The organism is Planococcus sp. TJ-302 (genome assembly GCF_058268455.1).
This window is the reverse complement of record NZ_JBZDOI010000001.1, coordinates 520,878-544,279: the sequence shown is the minus strand read 5'-3', so window position 1 is coordinate 544,279 and position 23,402 is coordinate 520,878. Positions and strand designations below refer to the sequence as shown.

Sequence of the window (23,402 nt, the reverse complement as noted above, 5' to 3'; positions counted from 1 at the left end):
CCCGCACTTTGTTGGCGGGCCTTTCAGCGACTGGGCTATGAAGGTTATTTCAGCAAATTTTCCAGTGCTTGTTTTTCAAGCTTGATTTCATTTAGAGTCCGGATTCGCATTCTTCTGGCTAATGCTTGCGGCGGACTCCAGCCAAGCAATGCCTGCTGAAGCATAAATGCGCCTGCTGCTGCTGTCAGGTAATGCCACTTTTTACGGCCTGCCAATGACAGGCCGGTTGCTGCAATTGCAAGAGCTGCATTTATACCTGCAGCTGCACGCCCGGCATCCCATTCCCGATCCAGGCTGTCGATCCGTTCCTTGATGGCCGCTTCGCTTTGGCGCTTGAAATACCCGACGTTCGCTTCTATTTGGCGCTCGATTTCCTGATTGATGGAATCAGGGGTATTGTTCTGAGCTTTCGATTGGCCAGTTGGCAATTCGACGATTTTCTCTTCCATAGTAAAATCCCTGCTTTCCTTAAAGAGTTGCCTTCTTATTATTCCGCATAACACAAATCCTAAACATAGGGGAGGAAAGCTGGTAAAAAGAGCATCAGGACAAAAGTAATAAATTATCTGAATAGTTAGGGGAATTGGGTTTAGTTTCGAAAAAAGGGGAATATAATAGTAGCAATTATTTTAATTTGCTACAAATACAACCTGAAAGGAGAAATGAAGATGAATGACATTACAGTTGCATTTAGGGACATGTGGTACAACGTTGTCAATTTCTTGCCGAACATCCTTGGCGCAATCCTTTTGCTATTGGTCGCATGGGTAGTAGCGACAATCGTGCGCATGATTTTCCAAAAAGGATTGAAGAAAATCGGCGCGGACCGGGCAATGGTTAAGGGCCACATGGCTAAAACAGTGGAGGATGCGGATTCCAAGCTGGATTCCATCGGTAAGATCTTCTATTATTTAGTATTTATCCTCTTCCTGCCAAGTGTCTTTGAACAATTGAACATGGGAGCAGTTGCAAGACCGATATCCAATATGATGGACAAATTGCTGGCTTTCCTGCCTAATCTCTTGATGGCCACAATCATTTTGGTCCTTGGTTTCTTCATCGCAAAATTCGTGAAAAATCTTGTTGTGACGCTGCTTACTACGGTGAACATCGATCGTTGGTTCAATAAGCTGACAAAAAAGACGGACACGCCTAAAAAAATGTCGGCGAGCGATAAGAATACACTTGCGAATGTTCTAGGGAATGTGGCTTTCGTATTTGTTCTTATTCCGATTGTCACAATTGCACTTGAGACGCTTGAAATCGAATCGATTTCACAACCAATCACTTCTATGCTGAACCAAGTGCTGAACATGATTCCAAATATCTTCGTGGCAATCATTTTGATTATCGTCGGGGTCATGATTGGGAAGTTTATCGGGGACCTTCTCACGAGCTTGTTGAAAGGTACGGGAATCGACAATGTTTCCGATTACTTGAATACCAGCAGCAATCCGAACGTGCCAACCTTCGATTTGGCAAAAATCATCGGCAAAGTTGTTCAGGTATTGATCATCATCTTCTTCACAGTCGAAGCTTTGAATGTATTGCAATTGGATGTACTGAATAACATCGGCTCTGCGATCATCAATTATCTGCCGCTTGTACTAAGTGCATTGATCATCCTGGGCGTAGGTATTGTCGGTGCAAACCTTCTGGGCAATTACATCACCAAGTCTTCCGGCAACCGGATGACTGGCGGCATTGTTAAATACGCCATCATCATCATGGCTGTTTTCATGACCTTGGATCAATTGAACTTTGCAACGAATATTGTCAATCTGGCATTCCTCTTCATCGTAGCGGGCCTTGCAGTTGCATTTGCGATCGCATTCGGCATCGGCGGCCGCGATATGGCCAAACGCCAATTGGAGAAATTTGAAGCAAAAGCGGAAGCGGAAGAAAAGAAACCGAATCCGCCGACTAACGATGACTTTAGAAGTTTCTAAGGAAGTTTTTTAAAAAGAGTGATCTAATGGTAAGCCGAGCAGCTTTTATACACTGCTCGGCTTTTTTCCATTGAGTTTAAGATTTTAAGGCATTGGCTAAAAAAGAGGCATTATAGGCAGCCGTAAATTCAAATAAGTCTCGTATGAGATAATAGTCACTACTAATAATAAGATTAAGGAAATCCCATAATAAAAAACTTTGTATTTTATTTAAAAAAATATTTTTTTATTATTTATTTACTTTCTTAACTTATTGCAGTAGCCTATTAGTTGTAGTATATTATATATGTTAGCAGATTCAAATAATCATTAGTTTAAAAGTTTCTTATATACCTCACAAAGGCAACTTTAAGCCTATTTCTACTGGTGAGTCGTTTAGCTCATGGATTTTGAAGGGAAGATTGGCATTTTAGTCCCTCTGGTTAGATCTCATTCTAAAGAAGCTTATGCCGACTTTACATAAGTTAAAAGTCAGTTTTCCCATTTTATTTCTTCAATTCACGCAGAAACTTGAAAAGGGGTGTGCCATTTTGACACAAAAACAGCTTTTGCCGCAGCAGTCAGTCGCTTATTATTTTGTAAGGTCTAAGAATGTCCATGAAGAAGAAGGAGAAACACTCATTACGTTATTTGCGAGATTATGCCGGGAACAAACGTATGTGAGCGGTGGAAAGAAAATGAGTGAGCGAGAATCGGTTTGGGTTGATATAGATGAAGTAAAAGCATCGAATGCGACGGAAAAGGTGCTTGAACTGCCAAACCGCATCCAGAATTTTGTGGTGCCAGAAAATGTCTTTACAGAACTGGTCAAAACAGCGAAAACGTGCCCGAAAGAACTTTATTTTGTTGCACCGATCCATACCGCTAAATTCTAAAGAATTATGAAACCATTTTGTAGAGTGAAAAGAATAGGTCTGTTATTTTATTCGCTTCTTACAATGGGGCGTTTTTTTTTTTTGATTTTTTTTGAAATTGATGCAGCAGGCGTCATAAGCGCTCATTTAAGGGTATACAATAGATTACATGAAACGGCTAGATTGGAGAATGTTTATGGATTTATTATTGATTATATTATTGTTGCTGTTTTGTTTAATGATTTCCAATATCATCAGCCATTACACGCCATTTATCCCAACTGCTTTAATCCAAGTGGCACTTGGTGTAGGGGTGGTCGTATTATTCGATGATATTTCCTTGGAAATTGAAACGGAATGGTTTTTGCTCCTGTTTATCGCGCCATTGCTATACAGCGATGGCAGGAACTTTCCGCGTGATGAATTATGGCGCATGCGCGGGCCAATACTCGGCAATGCAATTTTCCTGGTGCTGATAACGACAGTCGCCGGCGGATATTTCATACACTGGCTCATCAGCGATATTCCGCTTCCTGCCGCATTCGCTTTAGCGGCGATTCTTTCGCCGACAGATCCTGTCGCGGTGAATGGCATTGCGAAACGGATCCACTTGCCGCAAAAAGTTTTAAATCTGGTCAGAGGGGAATCGCTGATCAACGATGCATCAGGCCTAGTGGCGTTCAATTACGCAGTTGCCGCGGTCGTTACCGGCTATTTTTCCGTACAGGAAGCCGCAATCGATTTTTCGTATAAATTCATAGCCGGACTTTTCCTGGGTTTGATTCTCGGTCTTTTGGTGACTGGCATCCGCTATATGCTTCGAAAGCAGGGGATCAGCGATGTAACATTTCAATCTCTCCTGTCCATCCTCACGCCATTTTTGATTTTTTATATTACAGAAGATGTGCTTCATGCGTCCGGCGTTATTGCAGTTGTCGTAGCCGGCATTCTCCATGCGCTTGTTCGCGAGCGGACGGAAACGTTCGTTGCTGAAGAGCAAATACTGACCGAAAACATCTGGACAATTCTGCTGTTCATCTTGAACGGTTTTGTGTTCCTGCTCCTTGGATTAAGCATCCCATCATCCATGAGCGGCGTGCTTGAGAACGAAAACATCAGTGGATTGCTTTTGCTGTCCTATGTAGCAGCTATTGCACTGGCCGTTTTAGGCATCCGATTAGTGTGGGCTTATCTCTACGCGTATTACGAATACAAACGGGGCAAACTAGATGACTTGGACAAACCCACAGTCAAGACTGCCATCATGGTCAGTTTGACCGGCGTTCGCGGCACGGTGACAATGGTCGGCGTATTGTCAATTCCGTATTTAATGGAAAATGGCGATGACTTCCCGAACCGCTCGTTGATCATCTTTTTAGCAGCCGGTACGATTTTATTTACATTGATTGCTGCGACGATTCTGCTGCCATTATTCAGCATCGGAGAGACAGAGGAACAAAAAGGGGCGAAGCTTGAAATAGAAGAAGCGCGCCGCCGAATTTTGCTGGCATCTCTCAAAAAACTGAAGGCGGAGTTAAATGTCGAGAACGAAGTAGCAGCTTATGAGTTGATCGATGAATATACGATGCGCCTTAACCAGTTGGATTTTGACGAAAGTTCCCTTGAAAAAGGCACGAAAATATTGAGGGACCGCATGCGGGAAATCCGTTTTTCGGCATTGGTAGAAGAACGCCATTATATCGACAGCCTTTACAAAGAGGGCGGAATGGAAGAAGACGTCTACGATGCTTTCGATAAATCCTTGATCCGCAGAGAACAAGCCATTTCAAAAGGATTCCGGTCGATCATCGTCTTTATCGAAGGGAAATTGGCTCGTGCGTTCAAACGGTTTGGCGGCCAGTATGTCAAAGACGAGGAAACGCGCTTGGTGAAAATACAAAAAGCGAAAGAAATCCAATTGCAGGCTCTTCAAAAAGGCCTGAAAAAATTAGAAGTGCTGGCCGCTGAAAATGATTACAAGGACATGATGCAGGCGGTCATCACCGATTATAAACAAATGATCGGTGGGTTAAAACGTCCGGATTCCCGGTACAATGAACATTTTGAATTATTGAAAGAAGAGCTGCGAATTGTCGTGATGGACAAAGGACGTTCAGAGATTTATAAAATGTATGAACGCGGTGACATCACAAGAGAACAAGCCAAAGAGTTAAGACGCTATGTCAACCATTTGGAAAGCATCACGTTGTACGAATATGGAGATTAACGATACTAGAAAAGAGCAGCTGGCATTGGCCGGCTGCTCTTTATTTATGGGCTACTTTAGATTAGCGGGAAAAATTCTTTTTTTGCTGCATCACTGCGCCATTGCCTATTTCTCAAGCTCAAGACCGAATTCCTCTTTGAGGACTTTTGTCTTTTCTTCGGGCGACAGGCTGTGTTTCTTTTTGCTTCCGTCCTCAGTTCGGATCAGGACATCCCCAGAAAGGGTGATGCGTCCATCTTCCGTAGCGCGAGTCGCAAGATCATCATGGGTAAATGTCGATTCACTCGATACCTGATTAAAGACGCAGCCCTCATGAAAGTCAGCTAGTCTCTTTTCATCGGTATTGAATCGGTATAAGATGCGCTCTTCGCTGTCATCTCCATTTTCTTGGCGGATCAAATGGTAAAATCCGTCTTCCACCGTCTCGATTCTGTAGGTTCCGCTATGGTCTGCGTGTCGTTCCCCTCCAAGCGGAATAGGGCTGACTGTCGAATCGCCGAATCCCACATCAATCAAGTATGCCGTGTCCAGTTCAACCAGAATGGCTGCATGGGTATCTTTTTTTGCGGCGGTGCCATCAGGTTTTAGAACAGTTGCGGATATGAGTTTGGCGTCAAACCCCAGTTCTTGGAGCAGCCAATGAAACAAGCCATTCAATTCATAACAATAGCCGCCTCGATTGCGATTGACGATTTTATCGTAGATGGTCTCCAGGTTCAGGTAAATCGGCTTTTTTCGGATTACATCCAAGTTCTCAAATGGCACGTGCTGCATATGAAGCGATTGAAGCTTGGCTAAATCCTGCAAATAAAGCTCTTCTATTGGAAATGCATGAAACCTTTTTAAGTATGCAGTGGAATCCATCAAATGAATCTTTCCTTTCAGCAGTAAATTTTTTCATAGCTGTCGTTCAATTGATTTTGATTGGTACAGCTTAATGGATAAGTCAGCGGATAACGCCATGCGGCAAAATGGCGTGGACGCCTTTAACGCCATTAACGACTTGGGTGATGTGCAAATCTACGGCGACACTGGCCAAAGCGGTCGCTTCGGTTTTGGAGATTGCGTAAAATTCCTGCATCAAGCCCAAAATGCCGTTTAAGGCGGTGGCTGCCGCTTCGTTTAAATCTTCATCAAAGCCGAAAGCAATCCAGCCCGCTGGTGTATTTGCGCGCGGCATCTCCAAAGTCCAATCTTCATGCAGGATCAGCGTCACGTCAACGAAATCCATCGGGCATTCAATGGCAGTGCCTGAACTTTCACCGTCGCCTTGCAGCGCATGCCCATCTCCTAGAGAAAACATCGCGCCGTCAACTTCAATCGGTAAAAACAGGCTGCTGCCGCGTACGAGCTCTTTGCAATCGATGTTGCCGCCGACCGAGCGGGGCGGCTTGGTGCTGAATACGCCATCTTCTGCCGGAGCATTGCCCATCAGTCCCAGGAAAGGCGAGAGCCCGACACGGAATTCCTTAGCGCCGATGACACAGCTGCCGGTCATTTGCTGGGCGTTCAATTTCCAGTCCAGCTGCACTCTCTCAGAATCCAGCAGCTGAAGTTTTTCATTTTGCCAGCCGGGAAGCTTGCCGGCCCAGTTGGTGCCATACCAGCCTGGCTTTAAGTCATTAGTCCGGACTTCGAGAACCATTCCCGGTTTGGCACCCTCGATTTTGATCGGGCCGATCATCGGGTGCAAGGGTTGGTTTTCTTGTTCGCGGGAGGACAGCATTTGTTTTGGCTGGTCTGGGGAAGGTGAATAACCCCATTTGATATCAGGTGTCGAAACTTGTATTGTGTCGCCCGATTGGATGGTTAAAATCGGGCTGTACTGTTTGCTGAATGAGGAATGTAGGTTCCTGTTTTCCAACGGAATGTTATGGATCATATAAAAGCTCCTTTCGGCTTTCTAATTAGAGGGAAATTATGAAGTATACCAATTAATGGCGCACTATAACATTTAGTGTATACCCATAAAAAGAGAGAATTAAATTTTTGCTTGAGCTGTTTTTTTGTTTTTCGGCTTAAAGACCGAAATTTGGGGGTATAAAAAACTAACCGGAAAAGTTAAACTTGATTATAGGATTGAAAAGTGGGGGATTTATTCATGGACACTATGAACAGAGGAATCATTACATCATTATCAGCAATTGGGATAGCCCAAGCGTTAAAAATTGTAACTCATAAAAAATTATCGGGCCGATGGGACTTGAAACAGGCGTTTACGACTGGCGGCATGCCGAGTTCGCATTCGGCCGGCGTTTCAGCGCTTGCTTCCTATGTAGCTGCAAATAAAGGGACGGGCCATACTGAAACAGCCTTAGCCGTTATATTCGGTACGATCGTCATGTATGACGCTCAAGGGATCCGTCGACATACAGGTGAGATTGCACGGCTTGTCAACGACCTTGAGGACAGTTTCGTTACATTAAGCGGAGATTTTCCAAGCCTTGAATTTGAAAAGCGCGATAGCGAGCTAAAAGAGCTTTTGGGCCACCAGCCAATCGAAGTATTTGGCGGCGCATTATTCGGCACAATGGTCGGATTGCTTTCAGCTAAAATCGAAAATGACGAACGCCGACAAAAGAGGCGGGAACGTAAGAAGTCAGGTACTCGCTACGAACTTGCTGGAAGAAAACGCCGATCATAAGCAACACATAAATAAGCGCGTTCCCTGTTATAAAAGGGGATGCGCTTTTTAATTTTATTTCGACTACAAAGGCAGCCGGAGTTTATGCATTTTGCCAATCAGCGCATACAAGCCAACCAATATTAGGAACATCCCCAAGGTCAAGTACCAAGGCATTTCTGAAATGGCTTCGCCGAATGCTGTATAGATGATTGAAGGCAAGATGACGCCGAGAAGGGAATAATACATATATTCCTTGAAGTTTTTCGTCATTTCCATCAAGTACAATGACAAGAGGTGGAAGTGGACAAAGGGCATAATCCGCAGAATCATTACTTGGCCTACGGAAATAGTTCTGCCAGGCAGCATTTTGTTTTTCAAGGAACGGATCTTTTTTTCGAATTTCGGAAATTTACTTATAAAAAGATAAAAAAAGTAGTTCATCAATGCTAATCCGATAAAGTTATAAATGGCCCCTTGCACAAAACCAAAAAGGACGCCGCCGGCAATACACACGATAATTACCGGCAAAAATAGCAAAGGTCGCAGCAAATGGAACAAGATGAAAAGAGGGGGCGCGAGCCAACCCATATCGGTGATAGCGGATTCTAGATCCAGCAGGAAAGTTTCCATATTACATGCTCCAGTCCGTAGATATTTGCCAGTGCAGCGCAGAAAGTCAATGCCATGGAGATTTGACCGCGCCGGACTTGATGACCCCTACCAATTTGTCGCCTCTCCCTCAAGATGTTTGTCGCATCATCAAAATCCTTCAGAGGCCCAACAGGCAGCCCTTTAGAGCGGAGGCCATCAAGGCTTGATGGCAGGCGGTTCTAAAGCAGCTGGAACAAAAGAAGCGCTATTTAAAGCTTCGAGATAACTTTCAATGGTTCCCCTGGCTTCCTGCAACAGTAATCGATTCGGCGAATTGCCGACAGGGACAGCGAAGCGCAAGATTGACAAGACTTTGTCCAATAACACAACTGCGGCGGGTCTGATTCGCTGATTTTTCAGCATAATAATAATGCAGCACAGGGTACGCGTTATGCTGGGCTTTAATAGTGCTGAGTTCTGTTGAAAAAGAATTGAGCAATAGATCAATGTCTTTGAAATTTCTACCGTTCCATGCATTCTCAACAATTTCCGCGCTGCTTTCGCCCAACGATGTGACACTTTCAGCAAACGATCGCTTTGCGGTGACAGCGCCAAGAACAGACAAAAGATATGTAACGCCGAGAGTGATGAAAAGCATCCACTTCCGGTCGCCAGAACTGTTGCAATTTGCCAGACACTGCCGTTCGGGGCGAAATCGCCGTTGCCGAGTTTGAATATGAGATAGCCCGCAAAGTAAAAGCGTTCTGTCCATCATCCATCTCTTTTTTTTTCGTATTTTGCTCCTAGCCAAATGTTAAACCAATTATCGGGGAAAGTAAAAAAAGCGGCTTCCTGGTTGGAGTGGATTATTCGTAAATATCTATTCTTTATGTTAAAATAAGGATATCGAACAAAGAAGGGAAGTGTGCGTATGATAAAGAGCAGACGCTTTTATCCTCTCCGAAATGGAGCCGCATCGTCTTCCGAAGGGACGAAAAAAGGCTTGCGCCTAAAGCATATTGTAATCCTGGGGGATTCAGTTGCATATGGTTATGGTACCAGAGGCGGGATTTCCACTTATTTGAAAGAAACATTTCCGGACTGCAATATCATCAATCTCGGCATCAATGGCCTTACGAGCAGCGGGCTGATTGACCGGCTTGGTTCAAGCAGGTGGAATCATCATATCAGCAAGGCAGATTTAGTGCTGTTGAACGTCGGCGGCAACGATTTGCTTCGCGGTTTCCACGGAGCAGGGGCGAAAGGGCTGATTCGCCAATTCGCAGGGATCCGGCGGACATACCGGAATAATCTTTTAGCCATTTATCGCCATATCCGCGGATTGAATCATGAAGCGCTCATCGTCCAAAACGACTTGTACAATTCAATGAAAAAAGAAGTTCAGTATTTCGGTTTCACCGGCATCATGCTCCGTGTATGGAATATGGCGATCGGCGAAGAAGGCGTTATTATTTCCAGAACCCAACCGATGGGCAAGAACACCACCATCTGGCTGGATGATATCCATCCGAATGATGAAGGCTATAAAATCATGCATGAACTTTTGCTGAAAACATTGGCTGCCACCGGCTACGATATCCATGAGCTTGAAGAACTGCAGCAGCCCTACTAAAAAAGAAGATTTTATCCACCAGCACCCTACTCCAATGGGCGGCTGGTTTTTTCGTGCGAATAAAAAGAATATTGACTATTTAATATTATAGTAATAACATAATAAAATGTTTGCAGATAAAATTACGATGTATTGCCTGGGCAAAACGCCATGGATTAAACAGAAGCAAATTTCCTCTTTAGCATGGCTTTTTTAAGCGGTTACGGCTTCTCAGACTCATCATAGTTTCATTCTGAAACAAAAAAGAAAAGGGGTGGCAAAATTGATTACATTTTTAGTCTCTATCGTTATATTGGTGATTGCATATTTTACTTATGGGAAGTACATAGAAAAATTGTTCGGACCTGCCGAATCCAGAAAGACGCCGGCCTATGCAAACCGGGATGGCATTGATTTCGTGCCGATGAACAAACACAAGAATGCCATGATTCAATTGCTGAACATAGCGGGAACTGGTCCGATTTTCGGGCCGATCATGGGAGCGTTGTACGGGCCTGTCGCATTTTTATGGATTGTACTCGGTTCCATTTTTGCTGGAGCCGTGCACGACTATTTGACAGGCATGATTTCCATCCGCAATAAGGGCGCACATATTCCTGAGCTAGCTGGAAAATTCCTTGGACAAGCATCGAAGCATGTCGTCAATTTCTTCGCACTTTTGCTCTTATTATTAGTCGGAACGGTTTTCGTTACCACACCAGCTTCATTGCTCTCGATACTGATGGATGGCAAAGTGGCGGTCGGTGTATTGATTGGCGTCATTTTCGTCTATTATTTCCTGTCAACGGTATTGCCAATCGATAAAATCATCGGCCGCTTATACCCATATTTCGGAGCAATTCTTTTGATCGGAACTTTGGGCGTCGGCATCGGTCTGTTATTCTCGGATTACAAAATCCCTGAATTATCGTTGTCGAATATGCACCCGGCGAACTTGCCGATTTTCCCGATCTTGTTCTTCACGATCACATGCGGGGCGTTATCCGGTTTCCACGCGACACAATCGCCCATTATATCCCGCACGACGCAAAATGAATCACAAGGCCGCTATATTTTTTACGGCATGATGATTGCAGAAGCGATCATCGCGATGATCTGGGCAGCTGCCGCAATGAGCATTTTCGATGGCCAAAGCTTGAACGGCCTCATCACTTCAGGTACGCCTTCTGCTGTTGTCAACGAAGTATCCATGACATTGCTCGGAGCAGTTGGAGGGACGATTGCCGTATTAGGAGCGATCGTTCTGCCAATTACTTCAGGAGACACAGCTTTCCGCGCTGCGCGTTCGATCATTGCGGATTACATCAAAATGGATCAGCAGAAAATCGTGAAGCGTCTTGTCATTGCAGTGCCGCTTTTCGCTATCTCGCTGATTCTGACACAAATCGATTTCAACTTGCTGTGGCGTTATTTTTCATGGGCGAACCAAGCAACCGCATCAATCGCGTTGTGGATTGCAACGATGTACTTGTACATTCAAGGTAAAAATTATCTGGTGTCGATGGCGCCTGCCGTCTTTATCACTTACATGGTATTCGTCTATATCTTGAACCAGAAAATCGGTTTTAATCTCGATTTGAATGTTTCCTACATTTTAGGATTATTCCTGACAATAGTCATCATCGGGATGTTTTACGTGAAAGCACGCAAGAACCGCGTCAACGATGTTAAAACTTCAGTAGTTGTGGAATAAGCAAAAGCGGACTCAATTGAGTCCGCTTTTTTTAGTGGAAAGGAGCCATTTTACTGGTTGTCAATGCGCGTCCAGTTCCAGCATGATCCGGTCGATGTGCTGCTCCATTAAATGCTTTGCGCGCTGTTGGTCTTGCTCGGCAATCGCTGCATAGATTTCGTAATGTTCAGCGTAAGTATCAGCGTGACGACTGGCTTCTGTGAAACGATGGCGCCGCGTTGCACGGATGGTATCTTCAAGCCTGTTGGCAAGCGTCTCCACCATTTGAATCAGCAAAGTATTCCGTGAGGCCCAGACAATCTGCAGGTGGAAGTTCAAGTCAGCTTGGACGCCGGACTCTTCATCGTTATAAGAATCTTGCATTTTTGCCAGCGCATCGTGCATGCCTTGGAGGTTTTCTTCGCTGGCGCGCTGAGCAGCCAACGATGCTGATTCGACTTCCAGTGCGCGGCGCAATTCGAGCATTTCATGGACCAGGTGACTTTCGGTTTTTTCGATCAACGAGCCTAGCTGCCGGCTCAGCATCGCCACCTCAGTAGTTTTAATGTAACTGCCACCGCCGTGGCGAATTTCTACTGAGCCTGCCATTTGCAATGCTTTCAGGGCTTCTCTGACCGATGTACGGCTCACGCCGAATCGGCTCGATAGTTCACGTTCCGATGGAAGGCGGTCTCCCGATGCCATTTTCTCTTCGATGAAAAAAAGTTCGATTTTTTCAACGATAAGTTCATAAGTTTTCTTTTTTGGTGCGTTCATCCGAATCTCTCCTTAAACGCATTTACTAATTAAACCTTATCAATTGGCGCAAGAATAATCAATGTCAGAAAATTTATATTGAATTTTTCAGACAATTATGTATAATAAACTTTATTGGTTGGACCAATTTTGTATAAGCGCTTTCATCCATAAATATTTTCACGTTAGGAGCGGAATGGCATGGCAAATATTCGAGAGGCCTTAACAGCCTTAACAGATTTTCTGGCAGAAGGTCAAGTAACGGTCAACGAAACAGTAAGGGAACTTCATGGCAGGGATGAATCTTATCATGGCCAGCAATTACCGGACGTTGTCGTTTTTCCTGAAACAGCGGAGCAAGTCAGCCGAATTATGAAAGTTTCAAAGCAGTTTCAAGTTCCGGTCATCCCGTTCGGTTTGGGCTCAAGTTTGGAAGGGCATGTCATTCCGGTTTCAGGCGGCATCACCATCGATTTTTCGCTCATGGACAAAGTCTTGGAAGTCTATGAAAAGGATTTTCTTGTGAAGGTGCAGCCAGGGGTTACCCGTACGCAATTGAATAAGGAATTGAAGAAATACGGCCTTTTCTTCTCAGTCGATCCCGGAGCGGATGCAACACTGGGTGGAATGGTGGCAACGAACGCCAGTGGCACAACGTCAGTCAAATACGGTGTCATGCGTGACCAGGTTAGGGACCTCGAAGTGGTACTAGCGGATGGCACAATCATCCACACCGGCAGCATGGCAGCGAAATCGTCTTCAGGCCTCCACCTAAACGGTTTATTTACCGGCTCCGAAGGGACGCTCGGCTGCTTTACCGAAATGACGCTGCGGGTCTATGGCATTCCAGAGCATGTCACAGCGGCGCGTGCATCGTTCCCATCGGTCAATGACGCTGTGGAAGCGGTTGTTTCGATTTTGCAGGCGGGCATTCCAGTGGCGCGCGTTGAATTGGTTGATGAAGAGTCCATTCGCCAAGCGAATAAATTCAGTGATACCGCTTATCAGGAAAAACCGGCGCTATTCCTGGAATTTCACGGCAATGAAGCCGGCTTGAAGCAGGATGTTGCATTCATGGAAGAAATCGTCCAAGGGCATGGCTGTGAAGAAATCGAATTTGAGACCGATAACGCGGCACGCAATCGGTTGTGGGAAGCGCGCCATAATTTGGCTTATGCATATATTCATGGCTATCCCGGCAAGAAGATGATGGTGACAGATGTCTGCCTGCCTATATCGGAATTAGCAGGAGCTGTGCGCCATGCACGCGGAAACTTGGACACGCTTGGCCTTATCGGCGGAATCGTGGGACATGTCGGAGACGGCAATTTCCATACACTTCTGATGATGGACATGAACGATGCTGAAGAAGTAGCAAAAGCGCAAGATTTCAACGAGATGATTGTCCTTTACGCCCTTGAGCGCGGCGGTACATCTACAGGGGAACACGGCGTTGGCATTGGCAAACAGAAATACCAGCTCCAAGAACACGGTGCTGCACTGCAAGTCATGGAAAAAATCAAACAGGTGCTGGACCCGGATAATCTCTTGAATCCTTATAAAAACGTAAAAACAGAAACAAAGGGGGCACTTCTATGAAAATACTGGAATCAATCAGCGCATTAGCCGGAAAATACTTTGCCGTATGGGTTATTTTAATCGCAGTCATCGCTTTTTTGGTCCCTGAACCATTTTTAGGATTCGGAGCTTATATCGCTATTTTGCTTGGCGTAGTCATGTTTGGCATGGGGCTGACGTTAAAGCCGGTTGATTTTAAACTGGTCCTGACCAATCCGATTCCGGTAGTGGTCGGTGTGGCCGCGCAATTTGTCGTCATGCCATTGGCGGCTTTTGCAATCGCTTATTTATTGAAGCTGCCTCCTGAACTTGCGGCAGGGCTCGTCTTGTTGGGCTGCGTACCTGGCGGAACTGCTTCGAACGTTATGGTTTATCTGGCAAAAGGGAATTTGGCGTTGTCAGTTACCATGACATCGCTTTCTACATTAATGGCGCCGATCATGACGCCTTTGCTGTTGCTGTTATTGGCAGGGCAATGGCTGCCAGTTGATCCGGTTTCCATGTTCATATCGATTATGCAAGTCATCATCATACCGATTGCTCTTGGTTTGCTCGTCCAGCGTTTCTTCCCGGTCGCCGTCAGCAAAAGCATTGCTGTCGTGCCGCTAATCTCGGTTGCAGCGATTCTGATCATTGTATCAGCGGTCACTGCCGCTAACGCAGCAAACGTCATCAGTGCCGGCTTTGTGGTCTTCCTGGCTGTCTTTTTGCATAATGGAACAGGTTTGCTGCTTGGCTACATTATCGCAACCGCTATGGGACTTAGCGAAAACGACCGCCGGGCAATCTCCCTTGAAGTCGGTATGCAGAATTCGGGTCTTGGCGTTGCGCTTGCAACGGCCCATTTCAGTCCGCTAGCTGCACTTCCGAGTGTCTGGGGCGCAATCTGGCATAATATTTCAGGGCCAATTTTAGCGACGATTTGGTCTAAAAAACCAGCCGGAACCGAAACAGCTAAACAACGTAAACACAATCTTAAAGCTGCACCCGCTGAATTGAAAAGCGGCAAATAACGATTGAAAACCTCCCATCTTTACGGGGAGGTTTTTCTATGGACTGTTTTCTGGAGCAATTTTATCCCATTCGTTATATAATTGGACAGCAACCTGAGTTGTAAAAGAACAACTAGAAGGATGGGAGACTATTTTGACAGCACCTGCATTTCAGAAAGAATTTATCTATACTTATGCTTATACTCCTGATGAAGAAGCCCTTTGCTTTTTGGAAATGCGCGCATTGTTCGGTGAAGATACAAGCCAGAAAATAGTGAAAACTAAGCGGGGCATCGATCCAAGCCGAAGCCCATTCATCAAAGAGCGCATAGAAGTGCTGTTTGAAGATGAACAATTGGACGGCATCCTCCAGCAAATCAAAGCAATCCAAATGGACGGCAGAACGTTTAAAATTCTTTTCGTAAAAATCAACGGCCTTTCAGGTGCCGACAAAGTTGAATACGAGGAAAAGCGCTCGATAGAATTCCAGATGGGCCAGGCGATTGAAGGGGAAGCCGATATGCACCAGCCGGATGTCACGTTCGGATTGATGCCGCTTGGGGGCCGCTGGTATTTCGGCTATTACACGGAGTCTGAGGCTATGTGGTTCAAGCATATGAAAAAACCTCGCCAATACTCAACTGCTCTCAGCACGAAAGTGGCGCGCGCCGTGGCGAATATCGCCATACCGGAAATTTCGGGCGTCCGTGCTATCGATCCTTGCTGTGGGATTGGTACAGTCTTGGTAGAAGGGTTGTCGATGGGGATGGACATCGTCGGCAGGGATTTGAATCCGCTTGTTGTCGAGGGCTCAATTGAAAACATTGCTCATTTCGGCTTGAACGGAAAAGTTAGGCATGGACCGATTTCGGATGTTTCCACACAATACGATGTCGCAATCATCGATATGCCTTATAACCTCTACACGAGTGCTTCTCCCGATGAACAGCTGTCGATTTTAACGCATGCTTCAGGTTTTGCCAAAAAAATGGTTTTGGTCACTATGGACAATCTTGATCCGATGATCGACGCCGCAGGGTTTGAAATTATCGACCGCTGCATCGCTAAGAAAGCAGGCTTTACCCGTGATGTAGTCGTATGCCTCAAACGTCCGGCACAATAAAAAGACGATGCGCGCCATTCCATGGCGCACATCGTCTTTTTCAGTTTTTACGAAGATTTAGGCTCGAGCATAAAGGCGATGTAACTGACATCTTCATCGAAATTCCAGTCTACGAAAATTTCTGAAACATCTCTTTTTAAAACCGATTCCAGCTGGACTTCCCTCATGACCTGCCGTTCAAGCGGCCGCTTTGATACTTTCAGCTCTTCAACAAATCCGTTTCGGATCAATTCCTTTTCGATACGCACCAGAATGCCGGAACGCTTCACCAAAATGGTTCGGTCATTCAGCCAAAACGATTCTGTCTTTTCCGGAATTTTCTCGGCTTTCAAGCTAGCAAGATCGATTTTTTCTTCGAATTCTTTTTGGTCGATCATATCGGGCCATACGAATTTTTCTAAAGGTTTCTCGTTTAGTATTGCGATGATCATGCCTGTTTTTTTCTCCAGATTCCAATCCGCGTAAATATCTTTGATATCCAGATCAGCAATTTTTAGCAATTGCAATTTGATTTCCTGCCGCAGATCATTCATCATCAAACTCCTTGTTTCCAGAATTCGCTTGGACTCATTTTGCTTCATGAGAATCGCTTCCATCGGGGCCATGAATCCTCGGAAATGGACAGTGATATAAGGACGTTTCACGCTCACGTAAACAGACGTTGGGCCTTTGCCGAAGTTCGTACGCAGCAGTGTTGATAAATAACTGCTGATTTCTGCGTGCAGCGCTTTTTCCTCTGGCATCATTTTGCCCTCCTGACATCAATGGGTTCTCTAATTGAAATTCACTCGCTACCATTATAACGTAAACAGGTCTTATAGAGAAATCAGCACTTCCAGTCGGGGGTAAAGGGTATGACGAAACATAAAATTTTTATAAAATGAGAAAAAGATTTGCATAAGTGAGTTCTTTTTTTGTGATTTTTCAGTTTAATTTCCAAATTTTAGTGTTAAAATAAATGCAATTGCTCAAAATATTAAATTATTTGGTGGAGCGGTGGGTGTCGAAATTGAAATAGACATACTGGGGTGTGGAATGAAAATCATAAAAAAACTTTTGCTTCATTTATTGTATTTATTGATGGGTGTTGCTGCTTTTTGGGCCATTCTTTTATTCTTTGATGTTAGAGAAGGCTTAATCGCATGGGTTATTGCGTCGATTTTGGCAGTTGGTTTGGCGTCTGCTATTATCTATTCGTTTATCAAAAGCGAAAGACAGCCTTATGATATGCATATTAGCTTATGGTCTAGCCTGACGTGTTTGTTAAGTTTTTTTGTGCTGTCATTTGTTTTATTCGGCGGGAACAGGCTATTGTATGAAGCCGAAGATTATGCGACTGAAAAAACCGAATTGACGGCTGCCCAAAAGCTGGTCTATTATCAGCAGCTTTTCTGGAATAGCGATGCTGCAAAACTTGAAGAGCTGGAAAAAACCCAACACGATGGCATCACGTTCTATTACGAAAAAAGTTCTCATCCAACCCAGGAAATCGATCAAATTCAAGCTTATATTAAAGACAATAAACACCTTCTCGAAAGAAGCATAGGCGGCAAAACGGATGCCGGCGTTTCGTTTGTATTATACAGTGATTCATTGAAAATGCCAGAGAGAGAATCCACGCAACAAGCGTACAGCGGTTTTTATAATGAAAGCGAACAAACCGTGCATTTGCCATTGCCGGTTGACCAAACGATTCTGGCACATGAATACATACATCATCTATTCTTGAATATTGCAAGAGAACGCGGGATAAATACACCAGACATCCCTTCCTGGTATGTGGAAGGGGTGGCTTCTTATTTATCTGAAAAAGAAACAAGTTTGTCCCGCGCTTTGATGGAAGAAACGGAGTATGTAGGTTTCCAAGACCTGGAAACACCGGGGCAATGGGAAAACCATTTGCAAACTCCGTATAACCCGTATTTCCAAAGTAGCAGTTTCATGCGGTATTTAGTCGCTCAAGAAGGGCCTGATATCCTATCGAGGATTTTCGGAGAGATGAGCCAATCTTCAGTACAAGAAAGTTTTGAAAAAGTTACTGGAAAAACAGTTCCTGCTTACGAAGCGAATTTTATTGCCGCTTATGACAAACTCTTGGAACAATGGCACGAAGCGGATTTTTTGGATGTTAAGCACGATGAACCCCGGCAGTCGCTAGAGCTGTTCCTGAAAATTGCGGCCACCACACCGGATTTGGAATTGGTGAACCACCGGATAGCGAATTTATACATGGAAATGGGCGACTTCGAAAAAGCGATTCCTTACCGCAAAAAAGAACTGGAACTTGCGCAAGCTGAAGGCCGGGATAATTTGTCCGCTACTTATAGCTACTTGGCAGAAAGTCTGCTATTTACCGATTTGCCTGAAGCGGTCAATATGGCTGAGATGGCGTTGGAGGTTTCTACTGAAGAAGGAGTTTATTGGAGTGAGGGAGTATTCACCGAATTATCGACGCTGGAAAAAAGGATTGACGCAGGCGAACCATTGGCAGCTTATCTGGAAATCCTGAACGGAGAATATGTCATTAATAAAGGCTTGCCAAATTACAGTGAAAAGATGGCTTTGATCGATCTCGCTTTAAAACAATATCCGCAAGATACCTCCAAAGAACGGGGGGCATTAAGCAGTTTAAGGCAAGCATTGGAAGAGCAACTGCGAGCTGAATCTATGGATCAGCATGTTGCAGAGTAGAAATTCACACAAAAGAAAAGAAAGGAATTTACTCTCGAAGGAGTGTGTTTATATGATTTCAATCGAGATAGTCTGGGAAAATTTAGAATCATTCGGTTGTGAATATGCAAGAATTTCTCAAGGGTCAAGTGCATTTCATGTAGAAAGTACGGTCATATTTTTGAGCGAAAATAACCCTGTCCAAATTGACTATTTTATTGAAACGGATAATTCATGGACAACAAAAAAGGTGCATGTCCAAACTAAAAGTGGTCAAAGCTTAGAAATTAATGCTACAGGTACCGGCAAATGGTTTGATCAGCATGGAAAAGAATTGCAGGAGCTGAGAGGAGCAATTGATGTTGACTTATCAGCCACGCCGTTCTCGAATTCTTTGCCTGTTAACAGGTATGATTGGGGACTCAATCAAAGTCGAGAGTTTGAAATGGTTTATATCGATATCCCACAATTAAAATTACACAAAATGAAACAGACGTACACATTTATTGAAAGAAAAAAGGGGATTCGTATTTTTTATTATCATTCTCCCAATTTTGAAGCACTCATTTCTTTTGATGAGTCAGGATTTGTAATCGATTACCCTCAGTTATTCTCCAGGAGATTCTAGTGATGGCTCTAAGGATTTCTGTAAAAAGAAAACTAGAAATACGATTCAATTAAAAAGAGCGGCATTTTAGCCGCTCTTTTGCTTACTTTCGGCGCCATCCCTGAAATTCCGCCGCTTTAAAATTATAAATAGGTTTCAGGATTGACTGTATCTCGATCGTGTCTTGTGTATTATTGATGATTTCCTGCATCGTTTTATAGGCGAATGGCGACTCATCGATTGTATCCTGGCTCACACTCGTGGTGTAAACGCCTTTCATGGTATCGGTAAAATCATCCAAATGAAGAACTTGCTTGGCTTTCGTTCTTGAAAGGATGCGGCCCGCACCATGCGGCCCTGATTGATTCCAATCTTCATTGCCTTTGCCTTTTGCCAGCAGCGAACCATCCCGCATATTAATCGGAATCAAGACCAATTCATCTTTTCGTGCAGATATGGCGCCTTTGCGCAAAATCATGTGCTTTAAATCAATATAATTATGGACCGTATCGATTCGGCCGATTTCCTTGAAATTCATTTCCTCCAGCAAGACTTGCACCATAGCGGCACGGTTCCATTTCGCGTATTCCTGCGCAATTTGCAAATCATTGAAATAATGTTCCATCAAAGAGCCCTGTAAATAAGCAAGTTCGCTCGGTATGCTGGGAAGTATGGATTTATAAGATTTGATGGCGCTGTGAATTTCTTTATGGCGGCCTTTATTCTTCAATTGCGCAATCATTTCATCAAGCCCATCTTTATCATTACTTAAGGTTTCGACGGCTTTCTTTTGGTGGTAATTCGCTATTTTCGCACCCAGGTGGCGGCTTCCTGAATGAATGACCAAGAATGTTCTGCCGTCCTCAGCTTCGTTCATTTCGATAAAATGATTGCCGCCGCCGAGTGTGCCAAGTGAACGGACCGCAACTTCTTCTGAAAATGGAGCCAGCACCTTTTTCAGCTCGATATGGCCGATAAAGGGGTGGGGAGAAGAACGGATGGATTGGCCAGAAGGCACCGATGCCTGGATGGTGCCATCAAGCTTCGCAAAATCAATTGCTTGCTTTTGTATTTCGACACAAAGCATTCCGCAGCCGATGTCAACGCCGACCAAATTCGGAATAACCCGGTCGGTCACTTTCATAGTAGTGCCAATGACTGCACCCACGCCGGCATGGCAATCCGGCATGATGCGCACATTGGCGTTATTGGTCACTTCTTCGTTCAAGAAAGCTTCAATCTGCGCGACTGTCATTTCATCAATATTTTGGGTGAAAACTTTTGCATCGCTGTATTTGCCTTTAATAATCTTCATGATTCCCAACCTTTCTTTCTGTATTTATTATTTCTCCTCCTTTTTACAAACTCCTTCTAAATAAAATAATATATACCATTGGCTAAACGGAACAAACCTTATCCGAATACGTAAAGAAAAGGGGAGAATTGGAAATGCTAGACAAATACCGCAAATTATATGATGTGAATACCTATAACAGCGAAGAACGGATTCATTTTTACAAAGGGATTGGCGGAGCAGAAGTCGATCCCCCTGTGTTAATCCCAGAAAGCATATTTATGCGGTTAATCCATGTGGGACAAGCGTACACCATGCATTATATTCCCATGTTCGACCTTTATGGCGACGTTGTGTTTAATAAGATACAAGTGATGGCTTTATTGGATGAAATCCGTTTTATTTTATCCATTCTCAATGATAGGGCACTCGAACATTTCCTTGCACCTTTAATTCCTGTACTAGAAGAAATTACGAGAAGCCAAACGGAACATTACTTGATTGTGATGGGAGTTTAACCGTTCGGTAAAGCACAATCCTAAGGAGGCACTTATGGCATCATTCATTTTTGACATGGACGGCACACTTTTTCAAACCGATAAAATATTGGAAAGATCGCTCGCAGATACATTTGCACAATTGAAATCATTGGAATTATGGGATTCGGAAACGCCGATTGAACAATACCGGGAAATAATGGGGGTGCCGCTGCAGAAAGTGTGGGAGACACTGCTGCCGAAACACTCATTTAATGTACGCAAGCAAGCAAATGAGTTTTTTCACGAACGGTTGATCCACAACATCAAAGAAGGGAACGGCGCTTTATATCCGAATGTGGAAGAGTTGTTCACATATTTAAAGAGACAAGGGCATCCCATTTACATTGCCAGCAATGGCTTGCCTTTGTACCTTGAGACAATCGTGAAATTTTATGGCCTGGATCAATGGGTTACGGAAACCTTCAGCATCCAGCAAATCACATCAAAGGATAAAGGGGATTTGGTCAAGTCCATCATTGAAAAGTATGGCATCGATGGCGGTGCGGTCATAGGCGACCGCTTGTCTGATATCAATGCGGCAAAAGCCAATAACTTGACGGCCATAGGCTGCCGCTTTGATTTTGCGCAGGAAGAAGAATTGGCCCAAGCGGATTTTGTCATTGAAGATTTAATGGAACTGAAGAAATTGGTGAATGAATTTTATTTGTAAATTTTATCCAATACCACGCTACCTTAAAATTATGCTGCACAAAGGAGTGTTTTAAAAATGAAAGTTCTTATTCAAACGGAATATTTCACATTGAAAGAAATGGCTGATGGTGTGTTTGCGGCCATTGCAAAACCTGGAAACGGAGCATGGAGCAATGCTGGATTTGTGGATCTCGGAACCGAACTGCTTGTTTTTGATGCTTTCAATACGCCTTCTGCGTCTCGGGAACTTAAAAATCAAGCAGAAAAACTGACAGGAAAAAAAGTAACATACCTCGTCAACAGCCATTTTCATGGCGATCACGTATTCGGCAATCAAACCTTTAAAGAACAAGTGATTATTTCCACGACAACAACGAAAGAATGGATCAATGAAAAAAATGCAATCGGCGATATGGATAAAGAACGCCAAGAAACAGAACAATATTTAAAGGATCTCGTTCAGCAAATTTCAGTTGAAGAAAACGCTGCAATAAAAAGCAGTTTAACAAATCAGTTTTTGGAAATGACAAAGTTGTTGGATGAACTTCCAAATTTGGAGCTGGTATTGCCGTCCCTTACTTTCGAAAAAACCTTAAAAATTCATGGAACTGTGCGTGATGTTGAATTGCACTGCCTAGGCGGAGGCCATTCTGTGAGTGATGCATTCCTGTATGTTCCACAGGAAAACGCTGCATTTATGGGGGATTTAATTACCGAGGATTTGCATTTGCCTATTTATAACCCTGATGCGTTTCTAGCTATTCTTGAACGCGTTAAAACCATGGACATTGTGTCTATTTTGCCAGGGCACGGGGAAGTGGGTACCGGCAAACAGATTGATGCCATGATTGAATATGTGTCCATGCTGATTGATGCTGGCAAAGGAGCGCATTATTCTGCTATTTCTTTGGAAGATTTCCTAAATGGCTTCATTCCCCCTGAAGATTATATAAAATGGAAGGGGGTACAGGGTATCAGGCGTAATCTCGCCACGGTTTACAATTTCTATGCGCACACAATTTGACGGCTATGGGATAAAGCTTTGATTTTCGTCAGGAAAAGGGACTAGCGCAACAGAATCTATAGAAGATAAAACAATGAGGAGGCAGATCTATGCCAAGCATCTTTCATGAGATTTACATTGAAGCGCTTATCAGCATTTGCTTTGATCTTGCAAGGGATGTCGATGTCCATATGGAAACTGCATCCCACACGAAAGAAAAGGCAATTGCGGGAGTGACGTCAGGAGGGATGGAAAAAGGAGACGAAGTGACTTGGGAAGCTACCCACTTTGGAAGGAAGCAACAACTGACGGCCAAAATAATCGAGATGGAAGAACCTTACAGGTTCACAGATTCAATGGTCAAAGGAGCGTTCCATTCGTTTATCCACACGCACGAGTTTTCGGAAAGCGGAAGCGGCACAATTATGAAAGACAGATTTGTCTACAGGTCCCCGTTAGGCATACTTGGTATACTGGCGGATAAATTGTTTTTGGAAAAATACATGGAACGTTTTATTGTGAATCGTGCGATTGCGTTAAAGAACATGGCAGAAGAAAAGGGAAGTTGACGGAGAAATCAGGTTTTATCAATCTTACTGCTGCATTAAATAATAACCGTTCCCAAAGTTAGAGAAAA

At 44.1% G+C, this 23,402-nt stretch carries 23 protein-coding genes; 15 read left to right on the top strand and 8 right to left on the bottom strand.

Going from position 1 to position 23,402, the window contains the following annotated elements; translation table 11 throughout:
* Positions 1–44: 44 nt before the first annotated feature.
* Positions 45–449: a DUF2892 domain-containing protein gene (locus AC4EHB_RS02785; protein WP_490980604.1), complete on the bottom strand. Its 405-nt coding sequence runs from the start codon at positions 447–449 to the stop codon at positions 45–47.
* A 219-nt stretch (positions 450–668) separates the two neighbouring features.
* Between AC4EHB_RS02785 and AC4EHB_RS02780 the strand changes: the two genes are divergently transcribed.
* From AC4EHB_RS02780 to AC4EHB_RS02770, 3 genes are all read left to right on the top strand, one after another.
* The gene (locus tag AC4EHB_RS02780; RefSeq protein ID WP_490974075.1) at positions 669–1,949 is read left to right on the top strand and encodes a mechanosensitive ion channel; all 1,281 of its coding nucleotides are present in this window, start codon (positions 669–671) and stop codon (positions 1,947–1,949) included.
* A gap of 530 nt (positions 1,950–2,479) precedes the next feature.
* Positions 2,480–2,824, top strand: coding sequence for a hypothetical protein (locus AC4EHB_RS02775; RefSeq protein WP_490980603.1), 345 nt, complete (start codon positions 2,480–2,482; stop codon positions 2,822–2,824).
* 175 nt (positions 2,825–2,999) lie between these two features.
* A complete protein-coding gene (locus tag AC4EHB_RS02770) occupies positions 3,000–5,030 on the top strand; it encodes a Na+/H+ antiporter (RefSeq protein ID WP_490980602.1) in 2,031 nt (676 codons plus the stop codon).
* Between the two features lie 105 nt (positions 5,031–5,135).
* Here AC4EHB_RS02770 and AC4EHB_RS02765 read toward each other — a convergent pair whose 3' ends face one another.
* Positions 5,136–5,894 carry an arylamine N-acetyltransferase family protein gene (locus tag AC4EHB_RS02765; RefSeq protein ID WP_490980601.1) on the bottom strand — a complete coding sequence of 253 codons (759 nt, stop codon included), beginning with the start codon at positions 5,892–5,894 and terminating at the stop codon, positions 5,136–5,138.
* Between the two features lie 82 nt (positions 5,895–5,976).
* On the bottom strand, positions 5,977–6,912 hold the full coding sequence (locus tag AC4EHB_RS02760) for an acetamidase/formamidase family protein (RefSeq protein WP_490980600.1): 936 nt from the start codon (positions 6,910–6,912) through the stop codon (positions 5,977–5,979).
* Positions 6,913–7,131: 219 nt separating this feature from the next.
* On the opposite strand from AC4EHB_RS02760, the gene AC4EHB_RS02755 reads away from it, so the two are divergent.
* Complete coding sequence (locus AC4EHB_RS02755; RefSeq protein WP_490974070.1) at positions 7,132–7,674, top strand: divergent PAP2 family protein; 543 nt, start codon at positions 7,132–7,134, stop codon at positions 7,672–7,674.
* A gap of 63 nt (positions 7,675–7,737) precedes the next feature.
* On the opposite strand, the gene AC4EHB_RS02750 is transcribed toward AC4EHB_RS02755, so the two are convergent.
* Both AC4EHB_RS02750 and AC4EHB_RS02745 read right to left on the bottom strand, forming a co-directional pair.
* Positions 7,738–8,286 (bottom strand): TVP38/TMEM64 family protein, encoded by a 549-nt coding sequence (locus AC4EHB_RS02750; protein ID WP_490980599.1) that lies wholly within the window; start codon positions 8,284–8,286, stop codon positions 7,738–7,740.
* 250 nt (positions 8,287–8,536) lie between these two features.
* The gene (locus AC4EHB_RS02745) at positions 8,537–9,019 is read right to left on the bottom strand and encodes a hypothetical protein (RefSeq protein ID WP_490980598.1); all 483 of its coding nucleotides are present in this window, start codon (positions 9,017–9,019) and stop codon (positions 8,537–8,539) included.
* Positions 9,020–9,178: 159 nt separating this feature from the next.
* Between AC4EHB_RS02745 and AC4EHB_RS02740 the strand changes: the two genes are divergently transcribed.
* Both AC4EHB_RS02740 and AC4EHB_RS02735 read left to right on the top strand, forming a co-directional pair.
* Positions 9,179–9,880 carry an SGNH/GDSL hydrolase family protein gene (locus AC4EHB_RS02740; RefSeq protein WP_490980597.1) on the top strand — a complete coding sequence of 234 codons (702 nt, stop codon included), beginning with the start codon at positions 9,179–9,181 and terminating at the stop codon, positions 9,878–9,880.
* Between the two features lie 262 nt (positions 9,881–10,142).
* Positions 10,143–11,573, top strand: a complete 1,431-nt coding sequence (locus AC4EHB_RS02735; protein ID WP_490980596.1) for a carbon starvation CstA family protein — start codon at positions 10,143–10,145, stop codon at positions 11,571–11,573.
* 60 nt (positions 11,574–11,633) lie between these two features.
* On the opposite strand, the gene AC4EHB_RS02730 is transcribed toward AC4EHB_RS02735, so the two are convergent.
* Positions 11,634–12,329 (bottom strand): FadR/GntR family transcriptional regulator, encoded by a 696-nt coding sequence (locus tag AC4EHB_RS02730; protein WP_490980595.1) that lies wholly within the window; start codon positions 12,327–12,329, stop codon positions 11,634–11,636.
* Positions 12,330–12,509: 180 nt separating this feature from the next.
* On the opposite strand from AC4EHB_RS02730, the gene AC4EHB_RS02725 reads away from it, so the two are divergent.
* The 3 genes from AC4EHB_RS02725 to AC4EHB_RS02715 all read left to right on the top strand — a co-directional run bounded on the left by AC4EHB_RS02725 (position 12,510) and on the right by AC4EHB_RS02715 (position 16,001).
* Positions 12,510–13,907: an FAD-binding oxidoreductase gene (locus tag AC4EHB_RS02725; RefSeq protein WP_490980594.1), complete on the top strand. Its 1,398-nt coding sequence runs from the start codon at positions 12,510–12,512 to the stop codon at positions 13,905–13,907.
* A complete protein-coding gene (locus AC4EHB_RS02720; RefSeq protein ID WP_490974063.1) occupies positions 13,904–14,899 on the top strand; it encodes a bile acid:sodium symporter family protein in 996 nt (331 codons plus the stop codon). The genes AC4EHB_RS02725 and AC4EHB_RS02720 overlap by 4 nt, the downstream gene beginning before the upstream one ends.
* A gap of 133 nt (positions 14,900–15,032) precedes the next feature.
* Positions 15,033–16,001, top strand: coding sequence for a TRM11 family SAM-dependent methyltransferase (locus tag AC4EHB_RS02715; RefSeq protein ID WP_490974062.1), 969 nt, complete (start codon positions 15,033–15,035; stop codon positions 15,999–16,001).
* Between the two features lie 47 nt (positions 16,002–16,048).
* Here AC4EHB_RS02715 and AC4EHB_RS02710 read toward each other — a convergent pair whose 3' ends face one another.
* Positions 16,049–16,744, bottom strand: a complete 696-nt coding sequence (locus tag AC4EHB_RS02710; protein ID WP_490980593.1) for a Na-translocating system protein MpsC family protein — start codon at positions 16,742–16,744, stop codon at positions 16,049–16,051.
* Between the two features lie 292 nt (positions 16,745–17,036).
* Between AC4EHB_RS02710 and AC4EHB_RS02705 the strand changes: the two genes are divergently transcribed.
* Both AC4EHB_RS02705 and AC4EHB_RS02700 read left to right on the top strand, forming a co-directional pair.
* Positions 17,037–18,692, top strand: coding sequence for a tetratricopeptide repeat protein (locus AC4EHB_RS02705; RefSeq protein ID WP_490980592.1), 1,656 nt, complete (start codon positions 17,037–17,039; stop codon positions 18,690–18,692).
* Positions 18,693–18,744: 52 nt separating this feature from the next.
* On the top strand, positions 18,745–19,299 hold the full coding sequence (locus AC4EHB_RS02700) for a putative glycolipid-binding domain-containing protein (RefSeq protein ID WP_490974059.1): 555 nt from the start codon (positions 18,745–18,747) through the stop codon (positions 19,297–19,299).
* Positions 19,300–19,381: 82 nt separating this feature from the next.
* Here AC4EHB_RS02700 and AC4EHB_RS02695 read toward each other — a convergent pair whose 3' ends face one another.
* Positions 19,382–20,593 (bottom strand): RtcB family protein, encoded by a 1,212-nt coding sequence (locus AC4EHB_RS02695; RefSeq protein ID WP_490974058.1) that lies wholly within the window; start codon positions 20,591–20,593, stop codon positions 19,382–19,384.
* Between the two features lie 134 nt (positions 20,594–20,727).
* Here AC4EHB_RS02695 and AC4EHB_RS02690 point away from each other — a divergent pair, with 134 nt between their 5' ends.
* The 4 genes from AC4EHB_RS02690 (at position 20,728) to AC4EHB_RS02675 (ending at position 23,334) form a co-directional block, all read left to right on the top strand.
* Positions 20,728–21,090 (top strand): hypothetical protein, encoded by a 363-nt coding sequence (locus AC4EHB_RS02690; protein ID WP_490974057.1) that lies wholly within the window; start codon positions 20,728–20,730, stop codon positions 21,088–21,090.
* 34 nt (positions 21,091–21,124) lie between these two features.
* Positions 21,125–21,781 carry an HAD family hydrolase gene (locus AC4EHB_RS02685; RefSeq protein ID WP_490974056.1) on the top strand — a complete coding sequence of 219 codons (657 nt, stop codon included), beginning with the start codon at positions 21,125–21,127 and terminating at the stop codon, positions 21,779–21,781.
* A gap of 57 nt (positions 21,782–21,838) precedes the next feature.
* Positions 21,839–22,786, top strand: a complete 948-nt coding sequence (locus AC4EHB_RS02680) for an MBL fold metallo-hydrolase (RefSeq protein WP_490974055.1) — start codon at positions 21,839–21,841, stop codon at positions 22,784–22,786.
* Positions 22,787–22,875: 89 nt separating this feature from the next.
* Positions 22,876–23,334 (top strand): SRPBCC family protein, encoded by a 459-nt coding sequence (locus tag AC4EHB_RS02675; protein WP_490980591.1) that lies wholly within the window; start codon positions 22,876–22,878, stop codon positions 23,332–23,334.
* Positions 23,335–23,402: the final 68 nt, after the last annotated feature.